Below are 26,772 nucleotides of genomic sequence, written 5' to 3' on the forward strand. Positions count from 1 at the left end.
ATCGGGCGCCATCGTGGACAACGCAATGCTAGCCCAACCCCATCCCCCTCGGCACCGCAGTAAGTGGAAATACTCCCTTTCCCAATAATCGGAAATCAACTCCAGATCGCAGAGATGAGGGATAATTCGATCGCGCCAGACACATTAACTTGCGCCAACGGAGCTGCGGTGTCTGACATTTCGGAAAAAGGGTTGTTCTAAACTCACTATAGATAAAATTAGCTTTGCATGCTCAGGTGTTGTTAACTTGCAAGTCTGCATCACGCGTCAACGATCAGTGTTGATGGGTCCATTTGTAAGCGGGGGCAATAGGTCTGGGAGGGCATAATGCGACATTTATATAAGGGCTTGGCCTGTGTGCTATCGGCGTCTCTCTATGGTTTGGGGAGGGCGAGACACTATGTCTGAGGAGTTCGAAGTCGCATCCGACGCACAAGTCGCAGAAACGTATTCCGTTAATTTCAATGTGGTCTGCGGGATAGGGGTTATCATTGCAGGTATCCTCATCTGGGTTATTGCGCCATATCAAGTCGAAAAAGCACTGGTCCTTTTTGGCGATCCCTCGACGGGTTTAGATCCGCATTTATTTCCACGCATTGTCGGCATGGCCTTCTTCTGCCTTGGACTTTGGTATTTGGTCAAAGCAGGTTTCATGACCGAGAAGAACCTGTTCAGGGAACTTGACCGCGAAGCTTACATAAACACCTCTGTCTCGCTGGCCGCTTTTGCCGCATTTGCTGCCCTCATGACGGTTCTTGGATTTGTCGTCTCATCGGCCCTGCTGGTTTTTGGTTTAAGCACATTTTACGGCAACCGAACCTACTGGCTTGGCCTGCTCGTTGCCTTAGCGGTGCCGCTTGCGATCTTTAATCTATTCACACGGGTCATGCAGGTCTTTTTGCCGGCATTCCCGCTTGCGGACATGGGCTGGTTTTAATGCATATCGCAATGACATCTCCAAGGAGTACTTAGAATGGGGCTATGGGACAGTTATCTGGCAAGTTTTCCATTATTATTGCAGCTCGAAACATTTGCATGGATCGCCACTGGATTGTTTCTAGGGGTTTTTGTAGGGGCTATGCCGGGTCTTACGACAACCATGGCAATGGCTATCTTGTTGCCGATTGCCTTTTTCAGCGAACCGTTGATCGGGGTTCCGTTCCTTATGGGCGTGTATAAGGGGGGCATTTTCGGCGGAAGTATTCCTGCCATTCTGGTGTCCATTCCGGGAACGGGCGCTGCGGCTGCAACTGTGTTTGATGGTCCCGCGCTCACGCGCAAAGGTCAATCGCGCAAAGCGCTGGATATTGCGTTGGTTGCCTCCGTCATCGGGGACACATCCAGCGACATCATTACGATCATTGCTATCGGTGTCTTTGCGATGATCGCGGCACAGATTGGGCCACCGGAATTGGCTGCTGTTATATTGCTGAGCTTGATCGTCATCGCCGCGACCAGTAACGGTCTTTTTGTCAAAGCCATGGTCATGCTGGTTCTCGGACTATTCCTCGGGATGATTGGTCAAGACCCTATCGGTGCGCTATCGCGATTCACGTTTGATGTGTTCGAGTTGCGTTCGGGTATCCCGCTGTTGCCAATGTTGATCGGCTTGTTTGCACTTCCAGAAGTCATGATTGCAGCTGAAAAACGTGCGAGTGACTATGTTAAGAGCTCCTTGAATCTGGGCAAAGAGGCGCGTCTGACTTGGGTTGAATTCCGGTCGTGTCTCCGCACGATCATCCGATCCACAGGTATTGGAACAATGATAGGGGCCATTCCGGGGACGGGGCAGGTCGCGGCGGCGTTTATCGGCTATGCTGCTGCCAAGAATGCATCAAAAGAACCTGAAAAATTTGGTACAGGCCATTTGGAAGGCGTCGCTGCACCTGAGGCCGCGAACAACGCAGTGAACGGACCGACACTGGTGCCGCTTTTGACTTTGGGTATTCCAGGGGACAACATCACGGCAATTCTTCTTGGTGCATTCATTGCGCAGGGCATTCGCCCAGGGCCGGACTTGATGATAGAACAAGGGCCGATGGTTTATGCCATTCTTAATGCGATGATTATCGCTAACTTGATGTTGCTGGTGATTGGGTATTTCACAATCCCGCTGTTTGCACGGGTCGTCACGATCCGCAAATCCCTACTTTTACCGCTGACTGTGACGCTCGCGTTCGCGGGAGCCTACGTGTTCCGCTACGAGCCGACTGATCTTTATTTTCTAGTTGGGTTCGGGCTGTTTGGCTACGCATGTCGCAAACTACATTTTCCGGTCACCCCGATGATTATGGCCTTCATCATCGGGCAAGATCTGGAACGCGCTGTTGGTCAATCCATTAGCATCGCTCACGGGGATATTTGGGGGTTCATATTGTTTGAACGTCCAGTTGCGCTGTGTCTTTTACTCGCCACTCCGCTTCTCGCGTGGTGGATGTGGCGTCGCACCGTCAGCATGCAACGACTGGCGAGCAAAATGCTTACGGAGGAGAAAACACGTTCATCCCCGAATGCATGATCCCAAATTCGAAATGACCGCAACCTAACTGGAGAGGAGAAAAGACATGATACGCACTATTTTCAAACACGTGGCTGTAGGTTTTCTTGCTGCAACGATGGGCGTTTCAACGGCTCAGGCGCAGGACTTCCCTGAAAAGGCGATCACACTTATCATTCCGTTTGGAGCTGGTGGATCCCATGATGTAAATTCACGGGTGGTTACCAGCCTGATTTCAGAATATCTCGGGCAGCCCATGATTGTAAAACTAATGCCCGGAGCTAGTGGCCAGACCGCGACGGCGGAAGCGGCGAATGCGCGACCTGATGGCTATACGTTGTTGTTTACGCACAATATTTATGACCAGTTGCAAAAATATACAACAAAGTTGCCCTATGATCCGCTGGAGGATTTCGTCACGGTCGCGCAGTTGAACACCGTCGCGACATGTATCGTTGCGAACTCAGATGGGGATTTCAAAACCTTTGATGATTTGGTCGAATTTGCGCAGGACAATCCAGGTGAGATTGAATGGGCGCACAGTGGCCAGTGGGGCTCGGGAATGATCCATGCTGCCGAAATCATGTCGCGCTATGATGTTCGATTTAACCTGACTCCCTATCCCGGTGGCGGGCCTGCGTTGCAGGCTGTTCTGGCCGGCGATGCGGATTTTACCACGGTCTCGCCCAGCGTGATTCAGGGGCTGGGTAACCGTATCGTAACGCTGGCCTGTGGTGAAGAAAGTGATGCGATCGCGGATGACATTCCTATCTATGGGACTGATCTACCTTTGCTTGAAGGGGTAGGCGTCATGCACCGTATCGTCATGGCTCCAAGCGATATAGCCGAGGATCGTCTCGCTCTTTTGCGTCAGGCATTTGTGGACCTGCAAGAAAACGACACTTTCAAATCCTTGATGTCAAGAATTGGTGAGACAGAAAGCTTTGTGGATGGAGCTACTTACGAGTCTCGCCGAGCCGAACAATCGCAAACTTTTAAAGAGTTAGTCATTAAGCTCACCCAAAACTAAACGGGTAACCTTTAGTAATCGAGTTAGGGGCACTTTGGTGCCCCTATAACGCCAAAGACCCACGTTAAACAGTAGGGGCTTTGCCCATTATGAATTCAGATCGCACGTCCAAGAACCGTTGGGTTGTTTTGGCAGCAGCAATGTTTGTGCAGGCTTGCTTTTCCGTCCTGCAGCAGGGGTTTCCAGCGTTGGGACCCGTGCTTCTCATAACTTTCGACCTCTCCCTCGCTGAATTGGGTTTTCTACTTGCTTCAGTGTCATGGGGCGTTGTCCTGACGATCTATATATGGGGAACACTGGCGGACAGCTTTGGTGAGAAAGCGGTAGTCGTGGTCGGTCTTGGCGGGGCTTCTATGGCGTTGCTTCTTGCATCCTTCCAAGCGAGTCCACTTGGCCTAGGCCTAGCTTTGATCGCCTCAGGGGCATTGGGCTGCGCGGCGGTTGTATCATCGGGGCGGGCTGTTTCTGTCAGGTTTGCAGGTGCGGAACTGGGTTTTGCAATGGGGCTGCGTCAGGTCGCGATTCCGGCAGGAGCGGTGATTGCTGCATTGATGGTGCCGCTCATCGTTTGGCAATTCGATTTGAGGGGTGTTTTCATCAGCCTTTCCATATTCGCGGGCGTCGGTGCAATCGTAGGCTTCACCAATTTCTCGCCCCGTTTGCCTCTCAACTATGAAAATAAAAGGGCTCGAACAGATCGTCCTCCCTATACAGACTCAAGCGTCTTGAAGTTGGCGTTCGCGTCAGGCCTGCTTCAGTGGGCTCAGGTTTCTTTAAACGCGTTTATAACTGTCATGCTGGTTGAAACCCAGAATGTGGGAGTCGGTGCTGCTGCTGCCATTTTTGCCATTATCCATATTCTATGTGGCGTTATGCGAATTCTGCTGGGTTGGTGGAGTGACCGATCCGAGTCCAGTCTACCGGACTTAGTTCGGTGTGCGGTTGCAGTAACGGTTTCGATTCTTGCTGCATCGGTGTTTGTAGGCATACAAGGCCCAATATCTATTGGAGTTTTGGTTTTAACCACGGTGTTATCACTCAGCTGGAATGGATTGGCTGTAACGGCTCTAGTCGGTCTTGTTGGGCAATCCCGTGTCGGGTCCGCTATGGGACTACACGCTACGATGATGCGTTTATGCTCACTGCCAACAGCGGTTCTATTCGGGTGGGCCGTATTAAATTTGGATTGGTCACAATCGTTGCTAATCCTGTCGATCTTTCCTGCTGGAGGCGCTGCGATATTGTGGTCATTACATCGACAATCTCGAGACACTGGCAGGGCGTAGAAAATGACCTGATTGAGCTGGTTGAGGTCTCCGCCAACTAATCGCCTGAACCTGTTCAGAACATAGATGAATTTTTGATACCGATGCTTCGTTCGTCTTGTGGAATGAATGTCTGCACCATTTTTTACCTTCAACGCGGTGTTTAACACCGGATGGTGCGCGCGTGATCGTGTTGAAAAAAGCTCTCGATCGGCTAAGGGCTTCTAAGCCCAATCCTGACTATCACTCTCGTTCGTCATACAAAATTTTCATATGTTGTGATTTTTTGGCACCATTTGCGTGCAATTGGAAATTGCAAGTCACAGGGTATTTCGCATGGGCGCCCCTTTAATCTTACTGTTTTTATTGGTTTTTAAGGAGATGGTTTGCCCTCATGGCACTGAAGGCGAATGAATATGAAAAATGTTATATATTTCAATCTAATATATACCCGACAAAAATACTTGAGAATCTGTAACCTACTGCCTAATTCGTGAACATCATTCGAAGAAACGGCAATTAAAAGGAAAGTTTCATGAAAGTATCGCGTTTTATGGCGTTGTGCGGCGTGTCTTATGCCGCATTTGCGGCTGCGGGCTTTGCGCAAGAAATATATGAATTGGACCCGATCAACATCTCATTGATTGAGGCGGGTCAAGAAAACATCGAAGCCACTGGCGGCGCTGTAATTTCCGAAGAAGATATCCAAGCGATCCAACCCCAAAACCTGTCTGAACTGTTCTCTCGTGAATCAGGCGTGACAGTATCGGGAGGCGCAGGCCCATCAAAACGAGTCTATGTGTTTGGCATGGAGCAATCCAATCTTGCTGTGACTGTAGATGGCGTCCCACAGGGGGTCACCAGCTGGCACCACACAGGGTCGAACGTTGTCGACACAGCATTTTTGAAATCCGTTGAGGTCGAGGCGGGCATTTCCACCGCCGATGCCGGTTTCGGGGCCGCTGCGGGTTCGTTGCGTTACGAAACTGTATCAGCGGGCGATCTGCTTGAATATGGCGACAATTTCGGCGGTCGTGCCTCGTTGGGCTATAGCGACAATGGCAATACATTGACCAGCTCATTGGCCGCCTTTGGCGACACGGGGAACTTTGACTATCTGGTCGTGCTGAGCAATCAAACCGGTGATGATTACACCGATGGATCAGGCACTGAGGTCACAGGGTCCGAAGCGGCAGCGCAAGGTCTCATGACCAAGTTGGGGTATGAATGGGCAGAGCATCGGGTCGAGCTGTCTTACGAGCACAGCGAAGATTCAGCTGATCGTGTTATCAAAATGAACATGGACTTGAACCATGATGACACAGTGTACCCACTCGATATCACGAACGACATCGTGAGCCTGAGATACACAACAACTGCGCCAACTGATGTCTGGAACCCAGAAATTCTGCTTTATTATTCCGAAAATAACTACTGGCGTCCGAACTATGTTGTGGATGGGCGCAACGGCGATATGGAGTTGGACAACGGCGCGATCGGCGGCAAGATCGAAAACACTTTTACCGTACAGAGCGGATCGATCGTCACAGGTGTGGATTTTGCCTACCAAGACTACAGCGTCGATAACTACGGCGATGTCACTGGCACACCAGAGATTCAGAACCTCGACACGATGCAGGTTGGCGCTTATGTGCAAGGGCGTTTCGAGTTCGACAACGGGATTGACCTGTCAACAGGCCTGCGCGCAGACCACATGATTTTCAACGACATGGATGGCCAGCGTTTCGAAGACAGCGGTATAAGTGCAAATCTCACAGCATCTTATGAATTCGCACCCGGCTTTGAAGTGTTCGCAGGCGCCTCTCAGACATGGGTTGGTTATGATATTGGTGAATATGGCTTGATGCACGCGCGGGATTACGATTTTGCGTCCGATTATGCAGGCGCCAGCTCGACCAATTACAAAATCGGTGTGAACGGTTCTCGCGGTGCTTTCACTGGGGGTCTTACCTATTTCGACATCAAGGTCGAAGACTACGCCAATTATGATTGGACTGTGGATGAGATCAACAACGGTGGAGAGGTGCGTTCCAAGGGTATGACGCTGAATCTTGCCTATAACTATGCAAACGGGCGCATTGGCGGATCTTACACCAAAGCAGATGTGTCAGAGAACGGTGATGCTGTGCTGCCAGCCGGCGGAAGCATCGTGCCCGTAAGTGATCTTGCAACGCTTTACGTTGATCACAACATCTCTGATCAACTGAAGGTCGGAGGAACCGTTGCATGGGCGGGTACACTCGACAGCGACTTGATGTCTGCAAGCAATTTCTATGCACATGACAGCTATACGGTCGTTAATGCATATGCCGAGTATAAGCCGCAGCAAGTGGATGGCTTAACGTTACGCCTTGGTGTCGATAACCTGTTCGATGAATATTACTATGAGCGTTCGTCATATGTGTACACTGAGATCAGTGATACGCGCATCGTATACCCCCAATACGCTGAGGGCCGCGCAATCAGTCTGACAGCCACTGTTGACTTTTAAGGTCGCCTTATATGGTTCAAAAATCGCTTTGGGGGCCTTTGTCCCTAAAGCATATCTCGTGGAACACCTTGGGAGGCCTTATGGCCTCCCCTTTTTTTGGGTGACACAAATAATGCTGCGTTTGCAGTGCACCCAATCGGGACGCGCGTCTTAGCGCGAGAACCTCATGGGCAGGCTGAAACTGTATTGTGAATCCGTGAGACCTTTTGGTGCCGCTTTAAACTTTCGCGCTACATTCACCGCGTTGATGGCCGCCTGATCCAATGCAGCATTGCCTGAAGATTTCGCCAGAGATACACCCAACAGTTGACCGGATCTGCTGACCGTCAAGCGTACTGTGACGGTGCCGGATGCCCCGCGTGCGGCGTTCGGATAGGTTTTTCGACGTTCGATGCGGGTACGGATGCCTGCACCCCAACTGGCGCGCAGATCGTTCAAAGTGGCTTTTGATAATGTCGCAGCCTCTGATGTGCCGTTTGATCCTGCCTGTGCTCCACCACCTGCACCACTTGCACGTTGGGCGGCACGGGCCGCTGATGCCGGCGCGGCTTTTTTGGCAGGGGTTGCCACTTTGGCTGGCGGTTTCGGCTTTGTTACGGCTTTTTCAGGGGGTGCGGGCCGTGGGATCGGCTTGATTCCCGCGAGGGCTTGTTCAATTTCCGGATCGGGTTCTTCCTCTGCCACCACGGGAGGCGGCGGGAGACTGATATCTGCCTCTGGCAGCGCATCTGCAACGGATGGCAGCGCCATGGGCGCGGCAACTTGCGGCAAACGGGGGGGAGCATCTCGTGCCGCGTGCAATTCTGGCGCTTGGATGTTTTGAACGGGCTGAGGAGGAGTGACATCTGGTGTCATTTCGATTTCGGGCGGTTTGTCCCATGCCTCAACCATCTCGGCAATGGAGGCATTTGCTGCCTGCAATGACACCAACCCTTCTCCGCCCGCGCCAGAGGATACCGCGCCCACGGTTGCCGGGCGTAAGGCAAAGGCACCAAGATGTAGGCCTGCGGCCATTGCAATGGCCGCGGCAGCCTGTAAGCGAGCGCTCATGGCGTACCTCCTGATTGTGCGACCAATTCAATTTGGGCGAAACCCAATTTGGAAATCTCCGGCAAAAGCGCTGCGAGTTGTTCCGCAGCCAGGGCGGTATCGGCGCGTAGCGTCAGATGAGGCTTGGCTTCCTCGCAGTCGTTTAGCTCACAATATGCGGTTTGCTCCGCAGCCAGCCTCTGGAACGCGTCCTCCCCGATCGCATCCCTAAACCCAACGCGGGCATCGGCGGCGATATACAATGTAAACTCACCCTCCGCTTCGGCCTCGACCTGTGCTGAAGGAGGGGTCACTTCGAACGGCTCAGGGGGCGTCATCTTGGCAGAAATCAGAAAGAAAATAAGCAACAAGAACACGACGTTAATCATGGGTAGCAGATTTTCTTCTTTCCGCTTCGGTGTTTTGGTGCTGAAATCCATCTCTATTCCACCAATACAAGACGAGAAAAACCCGCCGCCGTTAGGCCATCCATGACATGGACGAGCGCTTGCAAATCTGCCTCATCGCGGGCGCGTAAAATGATCGCATCCTCGCCGCTCTCTGTGAGAGTTTGCAGGGTTTCGATCAGTTCATCTTGGTTCATCACGACCCCGTTGAGCCGTACCTCGTCGGCCACCAACTCCACCAATCGCGGCGGGCCGTTATAGTTTCCGCCCGATCCTGTCACCGTCAGGGGCAGCGCTCGATCTGCGCCAAAGCGTGAGGCCAGCATGAAAAAGACCAAAAGCAAAAAAACAACGTCGATCATCGGCGTCAAATTTGGCTTTCGCCGGGGTTTATCTGCGCCGAAACTGATCATTCAGCGGCCTGTTGCTGTGGCGTGACCTGCTGTGTGCCGTGCAAGATTTGTGTGGCGCTGTCTTCCATGTCGTGACGCAAACCATCCAGCACACTCTCAAACCATGTCAGCGCAATGGATGCCGGAATCGCCACGGCCATACCCGCGGCTGTGGTCAAGAGCGCCTCCCAGATCCCTCCAGCAAGAGCCGCCGGATCCGCGCGTGATCCCGCCTCTTGTAGCGCCTGAAATGCGGCAATCATCCCTGTCACCGTTCCGAGTAGACCCAACAATGGCCCAATCGTAGATGCCAATTCCAAGCCACGAAGTCCTGCCCGCGCCCGCACCAAAAGCGCGCGGGCGACACGGGTTGTTTCCGCCTCGGCTGCGGTTTGATCCAACTCAGGTTTGAGCGTCGCCTGCATCGCCGCAAGGGCCAGCATCGCGCGCAAAGAACGGCGTGATTTCAAAGAGGCAATGGCCTCCTCTTTATGGCCATTCGCCCATAGCCCAAGGGCGAGATCCGTGCGCTTACCGCCGGACCATGCCCCAAGCGAAAGCAATCGCATGGCTTTCCACAAAATCAAAGCAACCGTGATGACAGAGAGAATGGCGATGGCCCACATTGCGGCGCCGCCCATGCTGACGAAAGCCAAAAGCCGATCAAAAGCCATCTGCATAGATCCGTTGGTCATAGTTTCCATTGTGTTTCACTTTTCTATTTGGCTTAGGTTTCGAGATCATAAGTGGTGCAGAACCAGCGGCTTTCCCTCAATCTGGGTGACGCGCAGCTCCATATCGAAAATGTCGCCCAACACTTGACTGGTGCAGACCGTTTCGGGGGGGCCTTCTGCGGCGATGCGCCCCTCTTTAAGCGCGATGACGTGATCGGCCCAAGCCGCCGCATGATTGATGTCATGCACCACGACAACAATGCTGCGCCCCGCTTCTCGCAATGCGACAAGCTGGGCCATGATGCGGCGGGCAAAAGCCATATCGAGAGCCGCAAGGGGTTCGTCCAAGAGCAGCCAATCCGCGCCCTGCGCCAAGGCCATTGCGATAAAGGCACGTTGGCGTTGACCGCCGGAAAGCTCTTCTAAAAAACGATTGCCAAGCGCGGTCAGATCGAGGGCATCCAGCGCCTGCATGACCAACTGCTCATCTTCATGTGTTGGTCGGCCTTGGTGATGAGGCCAGCGCCCAAAACCCACCAATTCGCGCACACGCAAACGGCTCCCAAGCGAATTGGTTTGCGACAAAATCGCCATTCTGCGTGCCAGTTCGCGTGTTGGCGTTTGCGCGATGTCGGATCCATCGATAGAAATACGCCCCGTTTGCAATGGCATCAATCGGCCAATCAAAGACAAAAGCGTTGATTTCCCCGCGCCATTCGGCCCGACCAAAGCGGTCACCTTACCTTTTGGAATTTCCAGCGAGATATCCTGCAAAACCGAGGTTTTGCCGATGCTGTGGCTGAGATTTTTAACACAAATCATCGCGTACGCCCTTTCAACAAAAGCCATAGGAAAAACAGGCCACCGGCAAATTCGATCACCACAGAAAGCGTCGATTGCAGGCCCAAAACGCGCTCGAATAGCGTTTGCCCAGCGACCAACATTAGAGTTGCGACCAAGATTGCCATGGGCAGCAAACGGGCGTGGCGGGAAGACCCCGTCAATTCATGCGCCAGACCCGAGACGAGCAGGCCAAAGAATGCAATTGGCCCGACCAGTGCCGTTGAAACCGCGACCAAAACGGCCACAATCACCAAGGCCAATAGCACCAATCGATCATGAGATAATCCCAGCGATATTGCGATCGGGCGACCAAGCGCCAACACATCCAGACGTGGGGACAACCAAAGGGACAGCGCGATTGCACCAAGGCAGACCACGCCTGTCACGGGCAACAAATTGGGTTCAATATTTGTAAAGCTCGCAAAGCTTGCCGCTTGCACCACCGCGAATGCATTTGGGTCGATAATCCGCGCCAAAAAGGTTGAGAAAGATCGAAACAGCACGCCTAAAATCACACCCGTCAGCACCAAACGCGCCACGTCCTGTGTCCCTCGGCCCAAGAGAGTTCCAAACAACAACAAAGCGGCCACGGTCATGACCACAACTTCGGCCCCGAATTTTACAGAGATGGACAAGCCTGCATAGCCGCTGATGCCCAGCACCGCGACCATTGCGGTTTGCATCAGGATGTAGAGCGCATCAAATCCCATGATTTGTGGGGTAAGGATTCGATTGCGGCAAACGGTTTGAAAGACCATGGTCGCCACCGCAATCGCGGCACCGACCAGCAACATTCCGATCAATTTAGGTGCGCGCAAACCCAGTATGAATTGCCAACGCGGACCAAGACCCCAAAACAAATAAAAGCCGCAGGATGCGACCAGAGCGATGCTCAACAGTGCAAAACGCCTATCCATGTGCGGGCTCCCGATAGAGCAACCACAAGAATAGGCCAGAGCCAATCACCCCCAAAATCGTTCCAACCGGGACTTCATAAGGAAAACGCACCAGACGTCCTACAATGTCACAAGCCAAGACAAGAGTGGCGCCTCCTGCGGCCGTAACCGGCAAAGTCGCGCGCAGATTGTCACCCAAGCGCCGCGCCACAATATTGGGCACCACAAGTCCGACAAACGGGATCATTCCTACCGTAACAATCACCAGCGCGGTGACCACGGAAACAACCACCAAGCCAAGTCGCATGACCGCATCGGGATTCAGGCCAAGACTTGTTGTGGTCTCACGCCCAAGGCCAAGAATGGAAAACCGATCTGCGGCGAACCATGCCAATGCGGCGGCACCCGCAGCAAACCAAAGCAACTCATAACGTCCTGCAATGACACCCGAAAATTCTCCGGTCATGAGCCAGATGCTGATGAGCTGTAAAAGATCGGTTTGCCAGCCGACGAATGTGACAATGGCGCCCAAGACGCCGGACAAGATCAACCCAACTACAGGCACCAATAGGACTTCACGTGCAGGCAAACGGCGGATCAGGCGTAAGAACAGCGCTGTTCCAGCCATGGCTGCGAGGCTTGCCACCACCATTTTCACCCAGATCGGCGATGCAGGCGCAACAATCGTCACGGCGAGCAAACCAAGCGCGGCGCTTTCCGCCGTGCCTGTCGTGCCCGGTTCGACAAAGCGATTGCGCACCATTTGTTGCATCACCACTCCGGCAATGGCCAAAGCCGCTCCGGTCAGAATCACCGCCAAGGTGCGCGGCAGGCGCGACACGCTCATGATCAGCGCCATATGCGGGTCACTGCCAAAACTGGCAAAGCCAATTCCGGCAGCACCGATCAACAGGCTGGCCACTGACAATGGCACCAATAGGCCGAGAAGGGTGAGGGTGGGGCGCATGATATTATTGGCCGAGGCACAGGCCCCGGCCCTTTGCTTATTTGGTAAAAGCGGTTGTCATCTCAGCCAAGGTGGTGCTGAGCGAGGTGTAGCCACCACCCGCGATATAAAGTGGGGCCGCAGAGAGATAGACGATCTGGTCGTTTTGTGCTGCGGTTGTTCCAGCCACCAATGGGTTGTCCAAGGTTGTGTGTGCCGATGACGCCTCGCCAATGGCAACGCTGCGATCAACCACGATCAACCAGTCGGGGTTCACTTCGGCTATGAATTCAAAGGACACAGCATCGCCATGCACTTCGGGGTTCAGGTTTTCAAATGCCTCGGGGACATCAAGGGCTGTGTGAACCCAGCCGAACCGCGACCCGCGACCATAAGCCGAAACTTTTGGGCCGTTGGTCATAAGGATCAACGCATTACCTTTACCGGCAGTGGCCGCTTTTGCCTCTGCAAGTTGCGCATCCATCGCGGCTAACAGCTCCGCAGCCTTATCTTGTTTCTCAAACAGCACACCGTAGGTGGTGATGTTTGCTTTTGCATCCGCGACGGTATCTTCGCCGATGGTCATATCAATCGTGGGAGCGATTTTTGACAAAGCCTGAACCTTTGCCGCAGACCGACCGCCCGCAATGATCAAATCCGGGCCGAGGTTTGCCAGAGCTTCCATGTTCGGCTCAAATAATGTGCCAACCGGTTCGGCAGTCAAATCACCGAGGTAATCAACATAAAGTTTATCAGGAATGCCAACCAAAGGAACATCGAGCGCGGTCAGCGTATCAATTGCCGCAATATCAAGGGCCACGACATGAGCAGGGCTAGGGGCCGTTGTCACCTCACCCTGAGCGGTGTGAATTTGGATATCTTGCGCCATAACGGCAGGTGTAGCGAACAGCGACATGCCAATAAACGCGGCACAGAAAGTGCGTATCATATCTCTCTCCATTAATGAACGCGTGGCTGAAAGTCTGGCTTCGCTTTATTTTCGAGGAAATAACGGCTTGCGTTCCGAAGGTAAAGATATAAACGTACTAAAAAAGTCAGGAATTTGAAATGCTCAAATCAACAGCCTATTACCCGACACAACACGGGTCAAAATACCTACAACAATTGTGCAAGCATTTTGCTCATAAGGTTACTGTTACCAATGATGACAAACATGGGGCTGTGGCGCTTGAAGCTGGCCCTGCCGAGCTAAGTGCAGATGAAAATGGTCTGACAATCACTGTCACTGCTGAAGATGCAAAAGGGATTATTGGCGCGCGCTTCGTGTTTGATATTCATCTTGTGACCTTTGCGCATCGCGAAGATTTCATTGGGCTAAGCTGGGCGATGTTACCCTAACCTGCACAACGATTTGGATGGTTATGCACCTAGATATTATGCGCTGGTTGGCATCATTGGCAGGCAAGCCCCCGCGCGCTAGGGAAAAATCTATCTGCAATCTGTGCAGGTCACAGGCTTGGTAAGTTGTGCGCGATTAACGCGTCCAAGTTTAGAGGTTTGTAATCGGTCTGTTCAACGCTCACGCAAATATGCCGCTCTGTTGGTGCCAGTTTCGTGTGTAAGTGACCATGAATGTTCATGGCAAATCGTTCGCCAAGACCACTGCGCGCGCACAGGCTGATTGGCAAATGCGTCAACACTGTCTTTGCGGCCCCCAGAACTTTCCATATAGAAATAGACTGGAACACTTGCGTCAATTCGCGGTCAAGAGGGTTGTCGTGATTGCCAAGGATCAAATGTTTTTGCCCTTTCAACCGCCCCAACATTTTCCAGCCGTCCCCTCCATAGACATCTCCCAAGTGAAAAACCGTGTCATCTAAGGCAATGAGATCATTCCAGTTGTCTGCAAGACATTCATTCATTTCGCGCACAGTCCCAAATCCGCGTGACGTTTTTCCTTGCGCCAAGCCCGTGTCAATAAAGCTGCTGTCCCCGAAATGCGTGTCGGAGATAATCCATGTCGTCATATTCTAGTCCTTATGCGCAGATGTAGTGCTTGGAGAGAAAAGAGAGGCGCGGCATGCAAAGCCATCCTGCGCTATCGGCATCTAGGCAGTCCCTGCGCCGCTGTCGCGCCTCGCCCCTATGCATCGCCGATTTGTTTCGCGCCGCTGCGTATTTTCTTGGCCAAATACTTGGCAAGTTTCGCTGCAGCAGGGGACAATGTGCGCCCGTGCAGTTTTACCAGTCGAATATTTGCCGGTTTCATTTTTGTGATTTTAAGCAAAACCGCTTTTGCGGCGTCATCTTCGCTTTGCTCGTATAGTGAAAGGCCAAAAGTGATGAGCCCGCCGCTGCGGCAAGCGCTGGCGATAGAGGCATAAGTGTTGCTTTCGACAGCAGGGGACAGGAAAGCATTTTCGCGATTGGCCTGTTGATCCAGCATAAGTCGCAAGCCTGATCCCTGCGGGGGCAATACGATTTGATGTTTGGCTATTTCTGAAATGGACACCTCGCCTGCCGCCGCCAGCGGATGGTGGGCGGAAACCACAGCAAAGATCTCTTGCTCTGCCATACTCAGCACTGACAAATCCGAATGATCGGGCAGATTCAAGCACAGGCCAATATCGGAATGAAATTCTTGCAAATCCGCCAGTGCGCGTATTGAGGATGAATGGTTCAGCGCGACAGTCACCTTTGGGTTTTTCTGCTGGAACTTCGCCAAATGCACCGGCAGAAAACTTTCTAAAACGGATTGGCTGGCACAAATTCGCACATGACCGCTGGTGGCTTTTTTGATTGCCTGCAATTCGCCGCGCACCTTTTCCAGCTCTGCCAATTGCGCGCGGGCGTGGATCGCAAGGTATTGCCCCGACGGATTGAGGCGGAGCCCCTTGGAGGTGCGTTCAAACAAATCCACGCCGAAATGCGCCTCAAGCGCCAGAATTTTACGACTGAGCGCAGAGGGGGTCATAGACATGTGTTCCGCAGCTTTGCGGATCGAACGGAACTGCACGATAGCGTCGAGAATTTTCAGATCATTGAAGTTTTGCATAGGAAAATCGCCGTCGTTATGCCCGCAACGGAAAGACGTGTTCCGGCAGAATATTTAAACGCACATCCCCCATCTCCTGAGGTCTGGTTTCAGAAAAGAAAGTCAGGCTTTGCCCCTTAATTTCCACTTTGATTTCGAAGCGCCCGTCGATGAACACCATGTCTTGAACTTTCGCGGCGTGCTCAGCTTGCCCCTGTACGATTTGAACCGCGTTGCGCGGGACCAAAAGCCAGTCCGATCTGTCATCGGTGTTGGCATGATAGGAATCTGAAGTGAAGAAATCGCGCGGCACGATATTGCCCGCATTGACAAACTTTGCCGTCTCTACTGTGGTGGGGCGCGTGAAGATGTCCAAGGGTGTGCCCACTTGTTGGATTTGCCCCCCCGACATCACGGCAATTCGGTCTGACAGGATTTGTGCTTCACGCCGATCGTGAGTCACATTGATACAAGTCAGCCCGAACTGCTTGGCGAGCTTACGAATTTCGTGCCCCAGATCGTCACGCAAATTGGAATCAAGGCTGGCCAGAGGCTCATCAAGCAAGATCACCTTGGGAGAGAGCGCGAGTGCACGCGCTATTCCCACCCTTTGGCGTTGTCCGCCAGAAAGTTGGCGCGGATATTTACCCGCATGAGCAGACATCTGCACCTGTCCCAAAACCTCTTTAACGCGTTTTGCCATATCGTTCTTGTTCCACCCGTAGCTGCGCAACGGAAAGGCAATATTTTCGTCAATCGTAAGGTGGGGCCAAAGCGCATGATCTTGAAAGACGAAACCGAATTGACGCGCTTGCGTAGGGACAAAAGTGCCGTGCGCGGGGTTGTCCAACACGTTGCCATTATAAGACAGCTGCCCGCTTCCCGCGCGGTCCAACCCTGAAATGATCCGCAGTAAGGTTGATTTTCCGCAGCCCGATTGCCCCAAAAGCGTAACGAATTCTCCCTCTTCAATGTCGAGGTTGATCCCCTTCAAAATCTCGGTATTCTCAAAGCTTTTATGCAGGTTATGTATATTAATCATGGATCAGTGGCCTTTCTCGGGGCGCAGGCTGTTGAGATAATTTGCCAACGCGATGAAGCCACCAGAGATCAAAACAGACACAAGGCTCATGGCCATTGCGGTGTTGACCGAACCTTGGTCGAATTGGTGGAACACAAAGGTTGAAACGGTTTCAAAACCGGGAGGCGTGAGCAATAGCGATGTCACCAATTCGCGTGAAGCAATGGAAAATACGATAAATCCAGAGGCCACGGACACACCAAGCAAAGCTGGACCGTTGACGCGTAAAATTACCCCCAGATCGCTGGCCCCGTAGACCACAGCCGCGTCCTGCATCGACATGGGCAATTGTCGCAATGTGCTTGTGATCATACGCACCGGATATGGCAACATGATGCAGGTATAGGCCAATAACATCACCCACCATGTATTATATGGTGTCCATGGCCAAAACGATTGGTTCCAGACAAGAATGAGCCCCACGGCGAGCGTCATAGCCGGAAGCGCATTGGGCAGGGTCAACAGAAAATCTAAGGGATCAGAGAGGACCGAACGCCAACGCACGATAAAAAACGCGGCCAGTATGCCGATCGTCACAGTGATCAGCGCCGTGACTGTGGCCAAATGCAGACTTGTTGCGATGGCACTGAGAGCATCTTCATGCGTGGTGAACAGGGCTATAAAGGCATTAAAATTCAGATTGGACCAGACCAATCCGCCCGACATCCGTTGCATCATCGCACTTAACAGGATGGACAAAAGCGGCAATGCCACAGCGACAAAAGCAAGGCCGCCAAGCGCGATATGGCTTATCGTGGTGCCGACAGTGCCCAGTTGCGATTTGCGCCCTTGGCTTTGCACCTCATCCACACTTGTGGTGACTTGTTTCGTCAAGCGCAAATGTAAATTGTAAGCGCCAAGTGCTATCACGATCAGTATCAAAGACAGGACAGAAGCCCCCGGCAAATCTATCGGCCAATCGCTTAGTTTTTCATGGATGTAGGTCACGACAAAATCGATATCGGCCCGCCGCCCCAGAATTTCAGCTGTGCCAAATTCCTCGACAGTCATGATGAACACAAGCAAATTGCTGGACACGATCGCTGTGCCTACCAGCGGCAAAACAATGCGAAACAGGCGTCGAACGGATGTCGCGCCAAACACGCGTGCGACTTCGTCATATCGCTGTCCGACGATCTGCAAGGCGCTAGAGGTGGTAAAATAAACGACTGGAAACAAGTTCAACGCCATCACGATAACGATTCCGAAAAAGCTATAAAGTATCGAGCTCAAGTTGAAGCCCAACAGCTGTTCGATAAAACCGTTGCGTTGTCCCAATTGAATCCATGCGAAAGCGCCAGTGAAGGGCGGGACCAAAAAAGGCACGAGAAACAGCACATCCCAGATCGCGCCACGTCGCCCAAGTTTGATCCGCACAAGCGCGGCCGAGACGGCCATGACAGTTGAGAGCGCACAAACAGACAGGGCCAGCGTTACCGAGTTGAACACAGCCTGTAATAATCTGGGATCATTAAGATGCGGCCCTAGATTACTGAAGGGGGCGATGAATGACAGTTCGTTGAGTTTGGGGAAAATTGCAAAAAGAATGACGGCCAAGATGGGCAGCGCAACCACAACAAAAGCAAAGCCCATGGTTGCGAGGAAAAGGGAGGCGCGTAGCGCGCCTCCCGAAGGTTTATGTGCCGAAATGGGCATCATCAACTTACTCAGTCGCCGCTGCGAACGCATCGATGGTGGCTTCGGCTTCTGCTGCGGCCTTAACATAGTCGAAATCGATCAATGCCAGCTCGTCCCAACCTGGACGTTTTGCTTTGACGTCTGTGCGGGCTGGAAGGATCATGCGATCAGCAACCAGTGCCTGACCTTCTTCGGAGAGAACGAAATCCATAAATTGTTTCGCCTCATTGGCTTGGTCGGTGGAGGCTGGGATCATGATTGGACGTGGGGCCAAAACCGTGCCGCTTTCAGGGTAGACAACCTCGATCGCTTCGCCTGCGGCTTTTTGGCCAATCGCGATGTAGTCAACCGCGCCAAATACAACGCCGCGCGCACCAGACAGAACAGGATTCAAAGCGGCAGCATTCGCACCTGGCACAATCATGCCATTGGCTTTTAGGTCAGAGATCAGTTGCCACGCCGCATCGCCATCTTGGCTGGCCAGGCCTTGTACCAAAGAAAGCGCCGCGCCTGAGGCTGCTGGATCTGGCATGGTCACCATATCTTTATAAGCTTCATTGGTCAGGTCGGACCACTCAGCGGGCGCTGGCATGTCCAAAGTGGTGTTGTACACCATCGCAATGGCGGCCGCACCTTGGGCCACATAGTCTTCGGTTTTGAGCGAATCTGGCACAGTCTTGGCATTTTCCGAGGCGTAGGGCAGCAATTCACCAGCCGCGCTCAGCGTGATGGCATGGCCCCACGAAGCAGAGATAAGAACGTCCGCTTGTGGGTTGGATTTTTCCGCCTCATAGCGAGCCATGACTTTGCCAGAAGTCGATTGAAACAGGTTTACCGTGATGCCGGTCTTGGCGGTAAAGGCCTCTGCGAGGGCGGCAGACAGAGGTTTCGGGCCTGCACTGTAAACGGTCAAGTCGTCTGCTGTGACGGCGGTTGCAGCCATTATAGCGATGAAGGATGTCGCGAGCGTACGGATCATGGGATGTTCCTTTAAGGGGTCGAAGAGACAATAGAGGTTGTTCGTTGCGCTTTTTTTATGCGAGACGCCATCTTAGCCAGCAATACTCGGCGTTCGGAAATTCCGCCAAAACCGTCCCATTTAACGGGACAACACAATTCTCCCTATCAGTAAATTGTAACAAAACCTTAAAGGCTATGCGTGAAAAATAGGGATAATATGGTGATTTAGGTAAATTCCACCTTGGTAGATGGGCGTTGATCTATATGGTTGACCAAAGTAATCGTGCCGATTTTCGTAACACTTTTGTAACAAGGGCGAGCCTTAAGGTTGCGAAACAAGGCTTACTCATAGCTCAGCTGTTAGAGTGTTTGGAGGTTTGCGGTCATTGTCTTGGTGACGCTGTGGCGTTCGCCCCTGACGCGCTTACGTTATAGAACAGGAAAGAAGCTTTCCAAGGTCGTGCCATCTAGACAGTTTCCATAGCGGATTTTCTGCTGAGCATCCTATGCCAGAATGATTTGACAGGCATTCTGCGCGCAGTGTTGCAGGGTTTCTTCTGCAAGCTTTGCCGTCGTCACCACGATGTCATAACTCCACAAGTGACCGTGTTGACAGGCTAGGTCCAAGTCGGCTTTTCCTGCGTCGGCCACCAAAATTGTTGTCTTGGCGCAACTGGAAATTGCCTTGCGTGCCGAGATTTCATCAGAATTGTAATCCATAACGGCACCAGATGGCGATAGGCCGCCGCAACTGAAAACAGCATAATCCATGCGGTATTTTGCATAGAATTCCAGCGCAGCAACGCCTATCAGGTCCAAATCCCGCATTCGGACAGCACCACCGGCCATTTCAACTGTCACCCCTGATGCGTTTTGCAGCGCACAAACAGCATGGATGTTATTGGACGCGACAAATAAATTTTGGTGGGAGGCTAAGAATCTTGCACAAAATTCAACTGTGGTGCCAGTGCCCAATGCCACGCGGGCGCCGTTAGGGATCAGGTTTTTGACGGCCAATGCGATCCGTTGTTTTTCCTGCCGCGAGAGCCGAGCGCGAGGTAGGTAACCAATATTTTCGCTTTGCTGGCGTAACCGCACCGTGCCATTGCGCCGCTGCACCAATGCAGCATCATCCAAGCTGCGCAAATCCGCACGTATGGTTTGAACCGATACTGCAAGGCGTTTGGACAAATCCATGGCGGAAAGCGGTCCATCTTTGGATAAAAGCGCAAGAATGCGATCACTTCGCTCACTTAGGTCCATCCGCATGGTGATTTCTTTCGAAAGTAATAAGGGTCAAAGTCGACGTTAAGCCCTGTTCAGAATTTTCGCAATAGGCTGAAAAAACACTGTCTTTGTCATAAAATGGTTGCAGAAAATGGGAATAAGCTCAAGTCAGGCAGCTTTCGAACGAAAGCATCAATTTCAGGAGAGCCCAATGAAAACCTTCCTCACCTCGACCGCATTCGCGCTCATCGCAAGCACGTCTTTTGCAGACACAATCACACTTTACACCTCGCAGCCCAACGCTGATGCGCAGCAAACCGTGGATGCCTTTATGGCAGCCAATCCAGGTACAGACGTTGAATGGGTCCGCGATGGCACGACCCAACTGATGGCTCGTTTGCGTGCAGAAATCGAGGCAGGCAATCCCCAGCCCGATGTTCTGTTGATTGCCGACACGGTGACATTGGAAGGCATGGCGCAAGAAAATCTTTTGACGGCTTATAAATCGCCTGAGGCAACCAACTATGACAGCGCGCTTTATTCTGGCGAGGGGTTCTATCACTCAACGAAACTGATCACGACAGGTATCGTTTACAATACGGGTGTTGAGGGCATTCCAACCTCTTGGACAGATTTGAGTGATGCGGCTCTTAAGGGTCAAATCGCCATGCCATCCCCACTTTACTCTGGCGCAGCTTTGATCCATTTGGCCACGCTGACGGGGGACGAGACCCTCGGCTGGGATTACTACGAAGCATTGGCCGCGAATGAAACCCGCGCGCAAGGCGGCAATGGCGGTACATTCAAAGCTGTTGCGTCCGGTGAAAAGCCTTACGGCATGGTTGTCGATTTCCTCGCCATTCGTAACAAAGCGGATGGATCACCGATTGAATTCGTCTTCCCGACCGAGGGCGTGTCTTATGTGACCGAACCTGTGGCGATCATGTCATCTGCAAAAAACATCGATGGTGCACAGAAATTCGTGGATTTCTTGCTCAGTGAAGAAGGACAGGAATTGGTGCTGGATATGGGATATATCCCTGCACGTGATGGCATGGGTGTGCCTGCAGGTTTCCCCGCACGTGCAGACATCAAGCTGATGGATTTTGACCCTGCTGTTGCGCTTGAAAACGCTGAGGCAAACAAAGCTAAATTTGCTGAGCTTTTCGGCGCTGAATGATGAATCCTACCATGCAAAAAGAAGGCAGCCGGTCTGAGGGTCGGCTGCTCTGTGCGATTTTAATCGTCTCGATCTGTCTGACGCTTGCCCCCGTTGCACGTTTGTTTGTCGAAGGGGTGACCGACCAAGGCACCTTCGGGTTTACATTGGCGGGCAAAGTGCTGGCGCAACCGTCAACGATGAGCGCGCTCAAACATTCACTGATCACCGCAAGTCTGGGTACGATCGTGTCTTTGGTATTGGGGGCCGCTTTTGCATTCCTTGTCGCACTGACCAACTTGCGGGCAAAGGCCGCCTTGGTGTTTTGCCTGATGATCCCGATGATGATCCCTCCGCAGATTACAGCGCTGTCATGGACACAGATTATGGGACCATCGTCGGTATTGCTCAAAACTCTTGGACTCGCCCCACCCCTTGGATCACCGCAACCGCTTTACTCTGTTGAAGGAATTATCCTGCTGTTGGGTATTCAGCATATGTCGATCATTTTCCTCACTTTGCGCGCAGGACTACGCGCCATCCCGCAAGAAACTGTTGAAGCGGCACGGATCAGTGGGGCGCGCGGTTTGCGGACTTGGTGGCAGGTGATTTTGCCTCTGACTCTGCCAAGCCTTGCGGCAGGCACAGCGATCACTTTTGTCACGGCTCTTGGCAACTTTGGCATCCCCGCGATGCTTGGTATTCCCGCAGGATATGTGACACTGCCGACGCTGGTTTATCAAAAGCTGGCAGGACTTGGCACCAGCGTTCTGGCTGAGGTATCTGTTCTGGCGATGCTGATCGGTGCTGTCGCCGTTATTGGTATTCTCGCGCAGCGTTTTTTTCAAACACGGCAAAGGATCTATCTTGTCGGTTCCACGTCGCGCCCGCTGGCCATCCCGTTGGGGGCTGCACGCTTGCCTGTGGAAATCTTGCTATGGGCTATCGTGGGAATCATACTTGTACTGCCAATGTTTGGGTTGCTGGCGACATCTTTGGTGCCCGCTTATGGTGTGCCTTTGCGGTTTGACACGGTCACATTGGCCTCTTGGGTCGAGGTTCTGTTGCGCCAGCCCGTCACAGCGCGGGCTTTTGTAAACTCATTCGGTTTGGCCTTTGGTGCGGCACTTGTGCTGATGATTTTATGTCTGCCGCTGGCATGGCTGATGGAACGTTCGCCCACGCGGCTGTCTCGCATCTTCGATAGCCTGCTTGACCTACCCTATGCGCTGCCCGGTGTTGTTTTGTCGATTGCGATGATCCTTTTACTGATCAATTTACCCTTCACCGAAGCCACGCTTTATGGAACGATCTGGATCATTTTCTTCGCTTATCTTGCCCGCTTCTTTGCCGTCATGTTCCGCCCCCTACAAGCCAGCTTGAAACAGCTTGATCCCGCGATGGGGGAAGCCGCGCAATCGGTTGGGGCCACGCTGTTTCAACGCCTACGCGATGTGATCATACCGCTTTCGGCCCCAGCGGCAGCCGCAGGGGCGATCCTTGTTTTTCTGACAGCGTTCAATGAATTAACCGTATCTGCGTTGCTCTGGTCGTCAGGCACCGAAACATTAGGCGTGGTGATTTTCAATCTCGATGACAGCGGCGAAACCGCAATGGCCAGCGCTTTGGCTATGACCATTGTGATGGTCGTCATGCTTTTGATGGTTTTGGTTCAACTTTTATCGCGCCGTTTTCCAAAAGGAGTCGTTCCATGGCAGACATAACCCTGACCTCAGTCGGTAAAACATTTTCGGGAACACCCGCCGTGCAAGACATTAGCACCCGTTTTGAGGACGGTGAATTTATTGCGCTTCTAGGTCCATCGGGCTGCGGTAAGACCACACTTTTGCGGCTGCTGGCGGGGTTTGAGGTGCCCAGCCAAGGCACAATTCGCATCGGTGATCGTGACATTGCAAACGGCGATACCGGTAAGATGATACCGCCTGAAAACCGCAATATGGGCTTTGTATTTCAGTCTTATGCGCTTTGGCCTCATATGACCGTGCGCCGCAATGTGTCCTATCCTTTGGAAATCCGCGGATTTTCCAAAGCCGAAATCGCAAGCCAAACAGATGCCGCCCTCACCGCAACCGGTCTTGGCACATATGCCGAGCGGATGCCATCGGAGCTGTCAGGCGGGCAAAGACAACGGGTCGCACTGGCGCGTTGTCTCGTGTCCGATCCTGATGCTGTGCTACTAGATGAGCCTTTGGCAAACCTAGACGTTGCCCTGCGCGCCTCTATGCAGACTGTGTTTACTGATTTTCATAAACGTACGTGCGCGACGATGGTCTATGTCACTCATGATCAAGCCGAAGCCATGGCCATGGCCGACCGCATCGCCGTCATGGACAATGGTCGTATTCAACAATTTGACACGCCGCAAAATCTGTATGAACGCCCTAAGAACCGTTTTGTTGCCGAATTTGTCGGGTTGGGCACCGTTGTGCCTATGCGTGGGGTCGAGAAAAACGAGACAAGCGCCCACGGTCATGTTTTGGGGCGACGCATTGCAATAAACAGCACGCATGAGTGCCCCAGTCATGTCTGCCTACGCCCCGAGAACCTGACAATTTCGGAAACGGGTGATCTGCGGGCCAAGGTGGCGCGTGTGACCTATCTGGGCGGGAAATATCTGCTGGAAACCGTGTCTGAGTGTGGCACGCGGCTATTGGCCGAAACGCGGGCCAAATTTGAGGTGGGCGTACAACTGGGCCTGACCATCACCACCCCTTGGGCATTTTACGAGGATTAAATGCAAAGTGTAAGAATTCTCTCAGGTATCGGCGACAAAGGCCCTGCTTGTATGCAACTCAATACAGGCAATCAGCGTTGGTTGCTTGATTGCGGGTTTGGTCCCGAGGCCCATGCCCAATTTAACCCTGCGTGGCTTGATGGAGTGGATGCAGTATTCATTACACATGATCACATCGACCACATCGGTGGGGCGTCTCACGTGGTTGAGGCAGGCCTGCCAATCTATGCCACAGCTCAAACGGCCAAGGCTTTGCCGCCTGCCGCTGTTGTGCGTTTATTGCCAGAGCAAGGCAAAACCGTGATTGATGGCATATCTTTAACCACAGGGCGCAACGGCCATGCGATGGGCGGTGTATGGATGCATTTTGCGATGGGCGACGGGCTGTTTTATTCAGGCGATTGGTCAGAGGAATCTGATTGGTTTCCTTTTGATCTGCCCCCGCTGGCCGCAACCGCTATTTTGGATTGTTCCTATCACCTTGATGATGTGCCCCAAGCCGACCGCTTTGCAGCACTTGATACATTGCTGGATGGGCTAGACGGACAAGTGCTTCTGCCGGTGCCCCCTTCGGGTCGAGCAGGTGAAATGGCGCTTCATCTGATCCGCCGTTACGGAGTGCAAAGCGTGATGTTAGACCCTGAATGTATGACAACCCTGCGCGCAGCTTTATCGAGTGGAACACTTAACCAGCATGTTCAAGAAATCGCCCCCTTGTTGGACCGCAGTCCAATGGAGCAAGCGCGTTTTTTGATCTGTGATACCCCCAATGCCGACGGTGGTGCCGCTTGGGGTTATGTACGGGCTTGGCATGAAAGCGGGCGCTTGGGGCAAGATGCGCATGTTGTATTTACCGGTCATATGACAGCCCATGCCCGTGGCATTTGCAGCGTCCCTGGCGGGTATTTTCAACGCTGGAACGTGCATCCCCCCTTGCGTGATCAAATCAAAATGCTGGAACGATTACGCGCAAAACGCTTTGCCCCCGCCTTTTGCACGCAACCAGAAGATTACCTCATTGAAGATTTAGGAGTAGAGGTTTTCATGCATGATCTCATCCGCTTATGACCTTGTGGCCTCTCCCCACGAAAAGCTTTTGCCTGATCCGGCATGGCGAAACGACAGCCAATGCGGATAATATCATCGCAGGCATTACCGATGTGCATTTAAGCCCCCTTGGCCGCAATCAAGCACGGGCCTTGGCCTGCCGAAGATGGCCCGATCCAATCGCATTGTTTTCTAGTCCGCTGTCGCGCGCACAAGACACTTGCAAACTGGCATTTCAGGGGCAGGATTTCGTTCTGCACGACGACCTGCGGGAACGCGATTGGGGTAAATTTGAAGGCCGCCCCTTAGCTGAGCTTCCCAATCGTGATGACACCCCTGATGGGGGCGAAAGCTGGCCTGCAATGTTGGCGCGTGTGCATCAGGCCATATCCGAGATATGCGCAACATCTGGTACAGCCCTGCCGGTGGTTGTTTGTCATTCTGGCATCATCCGCGCCGCACGTGTGCTTTGGACCACTGGCAACGTAGGTCAGCGCCCACCAAATGCCGTGCCACTTTTGTTTGATAAATTGCCCCATACAATTCAGGAGAAGACAATATGATTCAAACGGACTTAAAACCCTGCGTTGTCTTTGATGTCGATGGAACCCTCGCAGAATTTGATGCCAAAACACTGGGTCATCTTGTGCATGGGGTGGAAAAGCACTGGGATGAGTTTCACACCGCCATGGCCGATGCGCCCTTGATTGCCCCAGTCGCCAAATTGATGCAGCGCCTCAAAGACAGTGGCGAAACCATCGTCATTTGCTCTGGGCGTCCACAAGGCTGGGCCGATCATACGATTGCATGGTTGCGTAAACACAACCTTCCTTTTGACGGGATTTACCTCAGAGACGCGGACCAGGACGATGCCAGCGACCCCGAAGTGAAACGCCATGCCTTGGCTCAGATGAAGGCAGATGGACTGAGACCTTGGATCGTCATTGATGATCGCAGCTCAGTCGTTGCGGCTTGGCGCGCCGAAGGGATCATCTGTCTGCAATGTGCTCCAGGCGACTTTTGAGTGGAATTGTAGAACCTCACTGAACACCTTCTGTGATCGTCAAGCCGCGTTTCGAACGCGACCCGGTAAGCCTCTTTCACATCTCACCCTGTTTTGTTGCGTGCCGCATACTGATCTTTGTGCGATTTGATATTCGATCCCGCCATAATCCTTCAGCATTCGTCTAAGTAGCGGGCGAGCGTTCCTTCAACGTCGCGAAGAGTTCGGGCGCAGAGTGGCGCGATCGTTTCTGGGAGAAGGTGTATGACCTGACCTAGGTAGAAGCGCCAGACTAATAGGCTTCGTTTCGGAGTTCTTGCATGGAATTCTTTGCTGGTACCATGTGCCAGAGCGTCGTTCTGGGCCTTCAATCAAGGCCCAAACTGGAGCCTCTGAATTTGCCATATTCGCCTTAA

The 26,772-nt window shown here is 52.7% G+C and carries 26 protein-coding genes; 12 read left to right on the top strand and 14 right to left on the bottom strand.

The window, feature by feature from the left end; all coding sequences use genetic code 11:
- The first annotated feature begins 400 nt into the window (after positions 1–400).
- The 5 genes from KO497_RS01425 (at position 401) to KO497_RS01445 (ending at position 7,304) form a co-directional block, all read left to right on the top strand.
- Entirely contained in the window at positions 401–937 is a 537-nt protein-coding gene (locus KO497_RS01425; protein WP_215942191.1) for a tripartite tricarboxylate transporter TctB family protein, read from the top strand.
- Positions 938–973: 36 nt separating this feature from the next.
- Entirely contained in the window at positions 974–2,518 is a 1,545-nt protein-coding gene (locus KO497_RS01430; protein WP_215942192.1) for a tripartite tricarboxylate transporter permease, read from the top strand.
- Positions 2,519–2,564: 46 nt separating this feature from the next.
- Entirely contained in the window at positions 2,565–3,527 is a 963-nt protein-coding gene (locus tag KO497_RS01435) for a Bug family tripartite tricarboxylate transporter substrate binding protein (RefSeq protein WP_215942193.1), read from the top strand.
- A gap of 89 nt (positions 3,528–3,616) precedes the next feature.
- Complete coding sequence (locus KO497_RS01440) at positions 3,617–4,813, top strand: MFS transporter (RefSeq protein WP_215942194.1); 1,197 nt, start codon at positions 3,617–3,619, stop codon at positions 4,811–4,813.
- A gap of 514 nt (positions 4,814–5,327) precedes the next feature.
- Positions 5,328–7,304 (top strand): TonB-dependent receptor domain-containing protein, encoded by a 1,977-nt coding sequence (locus KO497_RS01445; protein ID WP_215942195.1) that lies wholly within the window; start codon positions 5,328–5,330, stop codon positions 7,302–7,304.
- 150 nt (positions 7,305–7,454) lie between these two features.
- Here the strand turns inward: KO497_RS01445 and KO497_RS01450 are convergent, their stop codons facing one another.
- Genes KO497_RS01450 through KO497_RS01485 form a run of 8 tightly spaced genes read right to left on the bottom strand, consistent with a single transcriptional unit; the run spans position 7,455 to position 13,440 of the window.
- Positions 7,455–8,354 (bottom strand): energy transducer TonB, encoded by a 900-nt coding sequence (locus tag KO497_RS01450; RefSeq protein ID WP_215942196.1) that lies wholly within the window; start codon positions 8,352–8,354, stop codon positions 7,455–7,457.
- Positions 8,351–8,773 (bottom strand): ExbD/TolR family protein, encoded by a 423-nt coding sequence (locus KO497_RS01455; RefSeq protein WP_215942197.1) that lies wholly within the window; start codon positions 8,771–8,773, stop codon positions 8,351–8,353. Before KO497_RS01455 ends, KO497_RS01450 begins: the two co-directional genes overlap by 4 nt.
- Before the next feature lie 2 nt (positions 8,774–8,775).
- Positions 8,776–9,153, bottom strand: coding sequence for an ExbD/TolR family protein (locus KO497_RS01460; protein ID WP_215942198.1), 378 nt, complete (start codon positions 9,151–9,153; stop codon positions 8,776–8,778).
- Entirely contained in the window at positions 9,150–9,836 is a 687-nt protein-coding gene (locus tag KO497_RS01465; protein ID WP_252729462.1) for a MotA/TolQ/ExbB proton channel family protein, read from the bottom strand. The genes KO497_RS01460 and KO497_RS01465 overlap by 4 nt, the downstream gene beginning before the upstream one ends.
- 36 nt (positions 9,837–9,872) lie before the next feature.
- A complete protein-coding gene (locus tag KO497_RS01470; RefSeq protein ID WP_215942199.1) occupies positions 9,873–10,628 on the bottom strand; it encodes an iron ABC transporter ATP-binding protein in 756 nt (251 codons plus the stop codon).
- On the bottom strand, positions 10,625–11,566 hold the full coding sequence (locus KO497_RS01475; protein WP_215942200.1) for an iron chelate uptake ABC transporter family permease subunit: 942 nt from the start codon (positions 11,564–11,566) through the stop codon (positions 10,625–10,627). The genes KO497_RS01470 and KO497_RS01475 overlap by 4 nt, the downstream gene beginning before the upstream one ends.
- A complete protein-coding gene (locus KO497_RS01480; RefSeq protein WP_215942201.1) occupies positions 11,559–12,512 on the bottom strand; it encodes an ABC transporter permease in 954 nt (317 codons plus the stop codon). Before KO497_RS01480 ends, KO497_RS01475 begins: the two co-directional genes overlap by 8 nt.
- Before the next feature lie 37 nt (positions 12,513–12,549).
- Entirely contained in the window at positions 12,550–13,440 is an 891-nt protein-coding gene (locus tag KO497_RS01485; RefSeq protein ID WP_215942202.1) for a siderophore ABC transporter substrate-binding protein, read from the bottom strand.
- 119 nt (positions 13,441–13,559) lie between these two features.
- Between KO497_RS01485 and KO497_RS01490 the strand changes: the two genes are divergently transcribed.
- Complete coding sequence (locus KO497_RS01490; protein WP_215942203.1) at positions 13,560–13,850, top strand: DUF2218 domain-containing protein; 291 nt, start codon at positions 13,560–13,562, stop codon at positions 13,848–13,850.
- Positions 13,851–13,960: 110 nt separating this feature from the next.
- Here KO497_RS01490 and KO497_RS01495 read toward each other — a convergent pair whose 3' ends face one another.
- From KO497_RS01495 to KO497_RS01520, 6 genes are all read right to left on the bottom strand, one after another.
- Complete coding sequence (locus tag KO497_RS01495) at positions 13,961–14,479, bottom strand: metallophosphoesterase (protein WP_215942204.1); 519 nt, start codon at positions 14,477–14,479, stop codon at positions 13,961–13,963.
- A 116-nt stretch (positions 14,480–14,595) separates the two neighbouring features.
- Entirely contained in the window at positions 14,596–15,507 is a 912-nt protein-coding gene (locus KO497_RS01500; RefSeq protein ID WP_215942205.1) for a LysR family transcriptional regulator, read from the bottom strand.
- A gap of 16 nt (positions 15,508–15,523) precedes the next feature.
- Positions 15,524–16,528, bottom strand: coding sequence for an ABC transporter ATP-binding protein (locus KO497_RS01505; RefSeq protein WP_215942206.1), 1,005 nt, complete (start codon positions 16,526–16,528; stop codon positions 15,524–15,526).
- A 3-nt stretch (positions 16,529–16,531) separates the two neighbouring features.
- Positions 16,532–18,226, bottom strand: a complete 1,695-nt coding sequence (locus KO497_RS01510; RefSeq protein ID WP_215942207.1) for an ABC transporter permease — start codon at positions 18,224–18,226, stop codon at positions 16,532–16,534.
- A gap of 4 nt (positions 18,227–18,230) precedes the next feature.
- Positions 18,231–19,184, bottom strand: coding sequence for an ABC transporter substrate-binding protein (locus KO497_RS01515; RefSeq protein WP_215942208.1), 954 nt, complete (start codon positions 19,182–19,184; stop codon positions 18,231–18,233).
- 485 nt (positions 19,185–19,669) lie between these two features.
- The gene (locus tag KO497_RS01520) at positions 19,670–20,434 is read right to left on the bottom strand and encodes a DeoR/GlpR family DNA-binding transcription regulator (protein ID WP_215942209.1); all 765 of its coding nucleotides are present in this window, start codon (positions 20,432–20,434) and stop codon (positions 19,670–19,672) included.
- A 169-nt stretch (positions 20,435–20,603) separates the two neighbouring features.
- On the opposite strand from KO497_RS01520, the gene KO497_RS01525 reads away from it, so the two are divergent.
- Genes KO497_RS01525 through KO497_RS01550 form a run of 6 tightly spaced genes read left to right on the top strand, consistent with a single transcriptional unit; the run spans position 20,604 to position 26,377 of the window.
- A complete protein-coding gene (locus tag KO497_RS01525) occupies positions 20,604–21,572 on the top strand; it encodes an ABC transporter substrate-binding protein (protein ID WP_215942210.1) in 969 nt (322 codons plus the stop codon).
- On the top strand, positions 21,569–23,275 hold the full coding sequence (locus KO497_RS01530) for an ABC transporter permease (protein WP_436799277.1): 1,707 nt from the start codon (positions 21,569–21,571) through the stop codon (positions 23,273–23,275). Before KO497_RS01525 ends, KO497_RS01530 begins: the two co-directional genes overlap by 4 nt.
- Entirely contained in the window at positions 23,263–24,306 is a 1,044-nt protein-coding gene (locus KO497_RS01535) for an ABC transporter ATP-binding protein (RefSeq protein WP_215942211.1), read from the top strand. The genes KO497_RS01530 and KO497_RS01535 overlap by 13 nt, the downstream gene beginning before the upstream one ends.
- Before the next feature lie 51 nt (positions 24,307–24,357).
- Positions 24,358–25,374 (top strand): MBL fold metallo-hydrolase, encoded by a 1,017-nt coding sequence (locus tag KO497_RS01540; RefSeq protein WP_436799278.1) that lies wholly within the window; start codon positions 24,358–24,360, stop codon positions 25,372–25,374.
- A complete protein-coding gene (locus KO497_RS01545) occupies positions 25,371–25,916 on the top strand; it encodes a histidine phosphatase family protein (RefSeq protein ID WP_215942213.1) in 546 nt (181 codons plus the stop codon). The genes KO497_RS01540 and KO497_RS01545 overlap by 4 nt, the downstream gene beginning before the upstream one ends.
- Positions 25,913–26,377, top strand: a complete 465-nt coding sequence (locus KO497_RS01550) for an HAD family acid phosphatase (RefSeq protein ID WP_215942214.1) — start codon at positions 25,913–25,915, stop codon at positions 26,375–26,377. The genes KO497_RS01545 and KO497_RS01550 overlap by 4 nt, the downstream gene beginning before the upstream one ends.
- Positions 26,378–26,772: the final 395 nt, after the last annotated feature.

This window comes from Pacificibacter marinus (genome assembly GCF_018860665.1).
GTDB lineage: Bacteria > Pseudomonadota > Alphaproteobacteria > Rhodobacterales > Rhodobacteraceae > Celeribacter > Celeribacter marinus_A.

Coding starts and splice junctions, on each gene's coding strand:
- KO497_RS01425 (WP_215942191.1), top strand. CDS start 401: ATGTCTGAGGAGTTCGAAGTCGCATCCGACGCACAAGTCGCAGAAACG.
- KO497_RS01430 (WP_215942192.1), top strand. CDS start 974: ATGGGGCTATGGGACAGTTATCTGGCAAGTTTTCCATTATTATTGCAG.
- KO497_RS01435 (WP_215942193.1), top strand. CDS start 2,565: ATGATACGCACTATTTTCAAACACGTGGCTGTAGGTTTTCTTGCTGCA.
- KO497_RS01440 (WP_215942194.1), top strand. CDS start 3,617: ATGAATTCAGATCGCACGTCCAAGAACCGTTGGGTTGTTTTGGCAGCA.
- KO497_RS01445 (WP_215942195.1), top strand. CDS start 5,328: ATGAAAGTATCGCGTTTTATGGCGTTGTGCGGCGTGTCTTATGCCGCA.
- KO497_RS01450 (WP_215942196.1), bottom strand. CDS start 8,354: ATGAGCGCTCGCTTACAGGCTGCCGCGGCCATTGCAATGGCCGCAGGC.
- KO497_RS01455 (WP_215942197.1), bottom strand. CDS start 8,773: ATGGATTTCAGCACCAAAACACCGAAGCGGAAAGAAGAAAATCTGCTA.
- KO497_RS01460 (WP_215942198.1), bottom strand. CDS start 9,153: ATGATCAGTTTCGGCGCAGATAAACCCCGGCGAAAGCCAAATTTGACG.
- KO497_RS01465 (WP_252729462.1), bottom strand. CDS start 9,836: ATGGAAACTATGACCAACGGATCTATGCAGATGGCTTTTGATCGGCTT.
- KO497_RS01470 (WP_215942199.1), bottom strand. CDS start 10,628: ATGATTTGTGTTAAAAATCTCAGCCACAGCATCGGCAAAACCTCGGTT.
- KO497_RS01475 (WP_215942200.1), bottom strand. CDS start 11,566: ATGGATAGGCGTTTTGCACTGTTGAGCATCGCTCTGGTCGCATCCTGC.
- KO497_RS01480 (WP_215942201.1), bottom strand. CDS start 12,512: ATGCGCCCCACCCTCACCCTTCTCGGCCTATTGGTGCCATTGTCAGTG.
- KO497_RS01485 (WP_215942202.1), bottom strand. CDS start 13,440: ATGATACGCACTTTCTGTGCCGCGTTTATTGGCATGTCGCTGTTCGCT.
- KO497_RS01490 (WP_215942203.1), top strand. CDS start 13,560: ATGCTCAAATCAACAGCCTATTACCCGACACAACACGGGTCAAAATAC.
- KO497_RS01495 (WP_215942204.1), bottom strand. CDS start 14,479: ATGACGACATGGATTATCTCCGACACGCATTTCGGGGACAGCAGCTTT.
- KO497_RS01500 (WP_215942205.1), bottom strand. CDS start 15,507: ATGCAAAACTTCAATGATCTGAAAATTCTCGACGCTATCGTGCAGTTC.
- KO497_RS01505 (WP_215942206.1), bottom strand. CDS start 16,528: ATGATTAATATACATAACCTGCATAAAAGCTTTGAGAATACCGAGATT.
- KO497_RS01510 (WP_215942207.1), bottom strand. CDS start 18,226: ATGATGCCCATTTCGGCACATAAACCTTCGGGAGGCGCGCTACGCGCC.
- KO497_RS01515 (WP_215942208.1), bottom strand. CDS start 19,184: ATGATCCGTACGCTCGCGACATCCTTCATCGCTATAATGGCTGCAACC.
- KO497_RS01520 (WP_215942209.1), bottom strand. CDS start 20,434: ATGCGGATGGACCTAAGTGAGCGAAGTGATCGCATTCTTGCGCTTTTA.
- KO497_RS01525 (WP_215942210.1), top strand. CDS start 20,604: ATGAAAACCTTCCTCACCTCGACCGCATTCGCGCTCATCGCAAGCACG.
- KO497_RS01530 (WP_436799277.1), top strand. CDS start 21,569: ATGATGAATCCTACCATGCAAAAAGAAGGCAGCCGGTCTGAGGGTCGG.
- KO497_RS01535 (WP_215942211.1), top strand. CDS start 23,263: ATGGCAGACATAACCCTGACCTCAGTCGGTAAAACATTTTCGGGAACA.
- KO497_RS01540 (WP_436799278.1), top strand. CDS start 24,358: ATGCAACTCAATACAGGCAATCAGCGTTGGTTGCTTGATTGCGGGTTT.
- KO497_RS01545 (WP_215942213.1), top strand. CDS start 25,371: ATGACCTTGTGGCCTCTCCCCACGAAAAGCTTTTGCCTGATCCGGCAT.
- KO497_RS01550 (WP_215942214.1), top strand. CDS start 25,913: ATGATTCAAACGGACTTAAAACCCTGCGTTGTCTTTGATGTCGATGGA.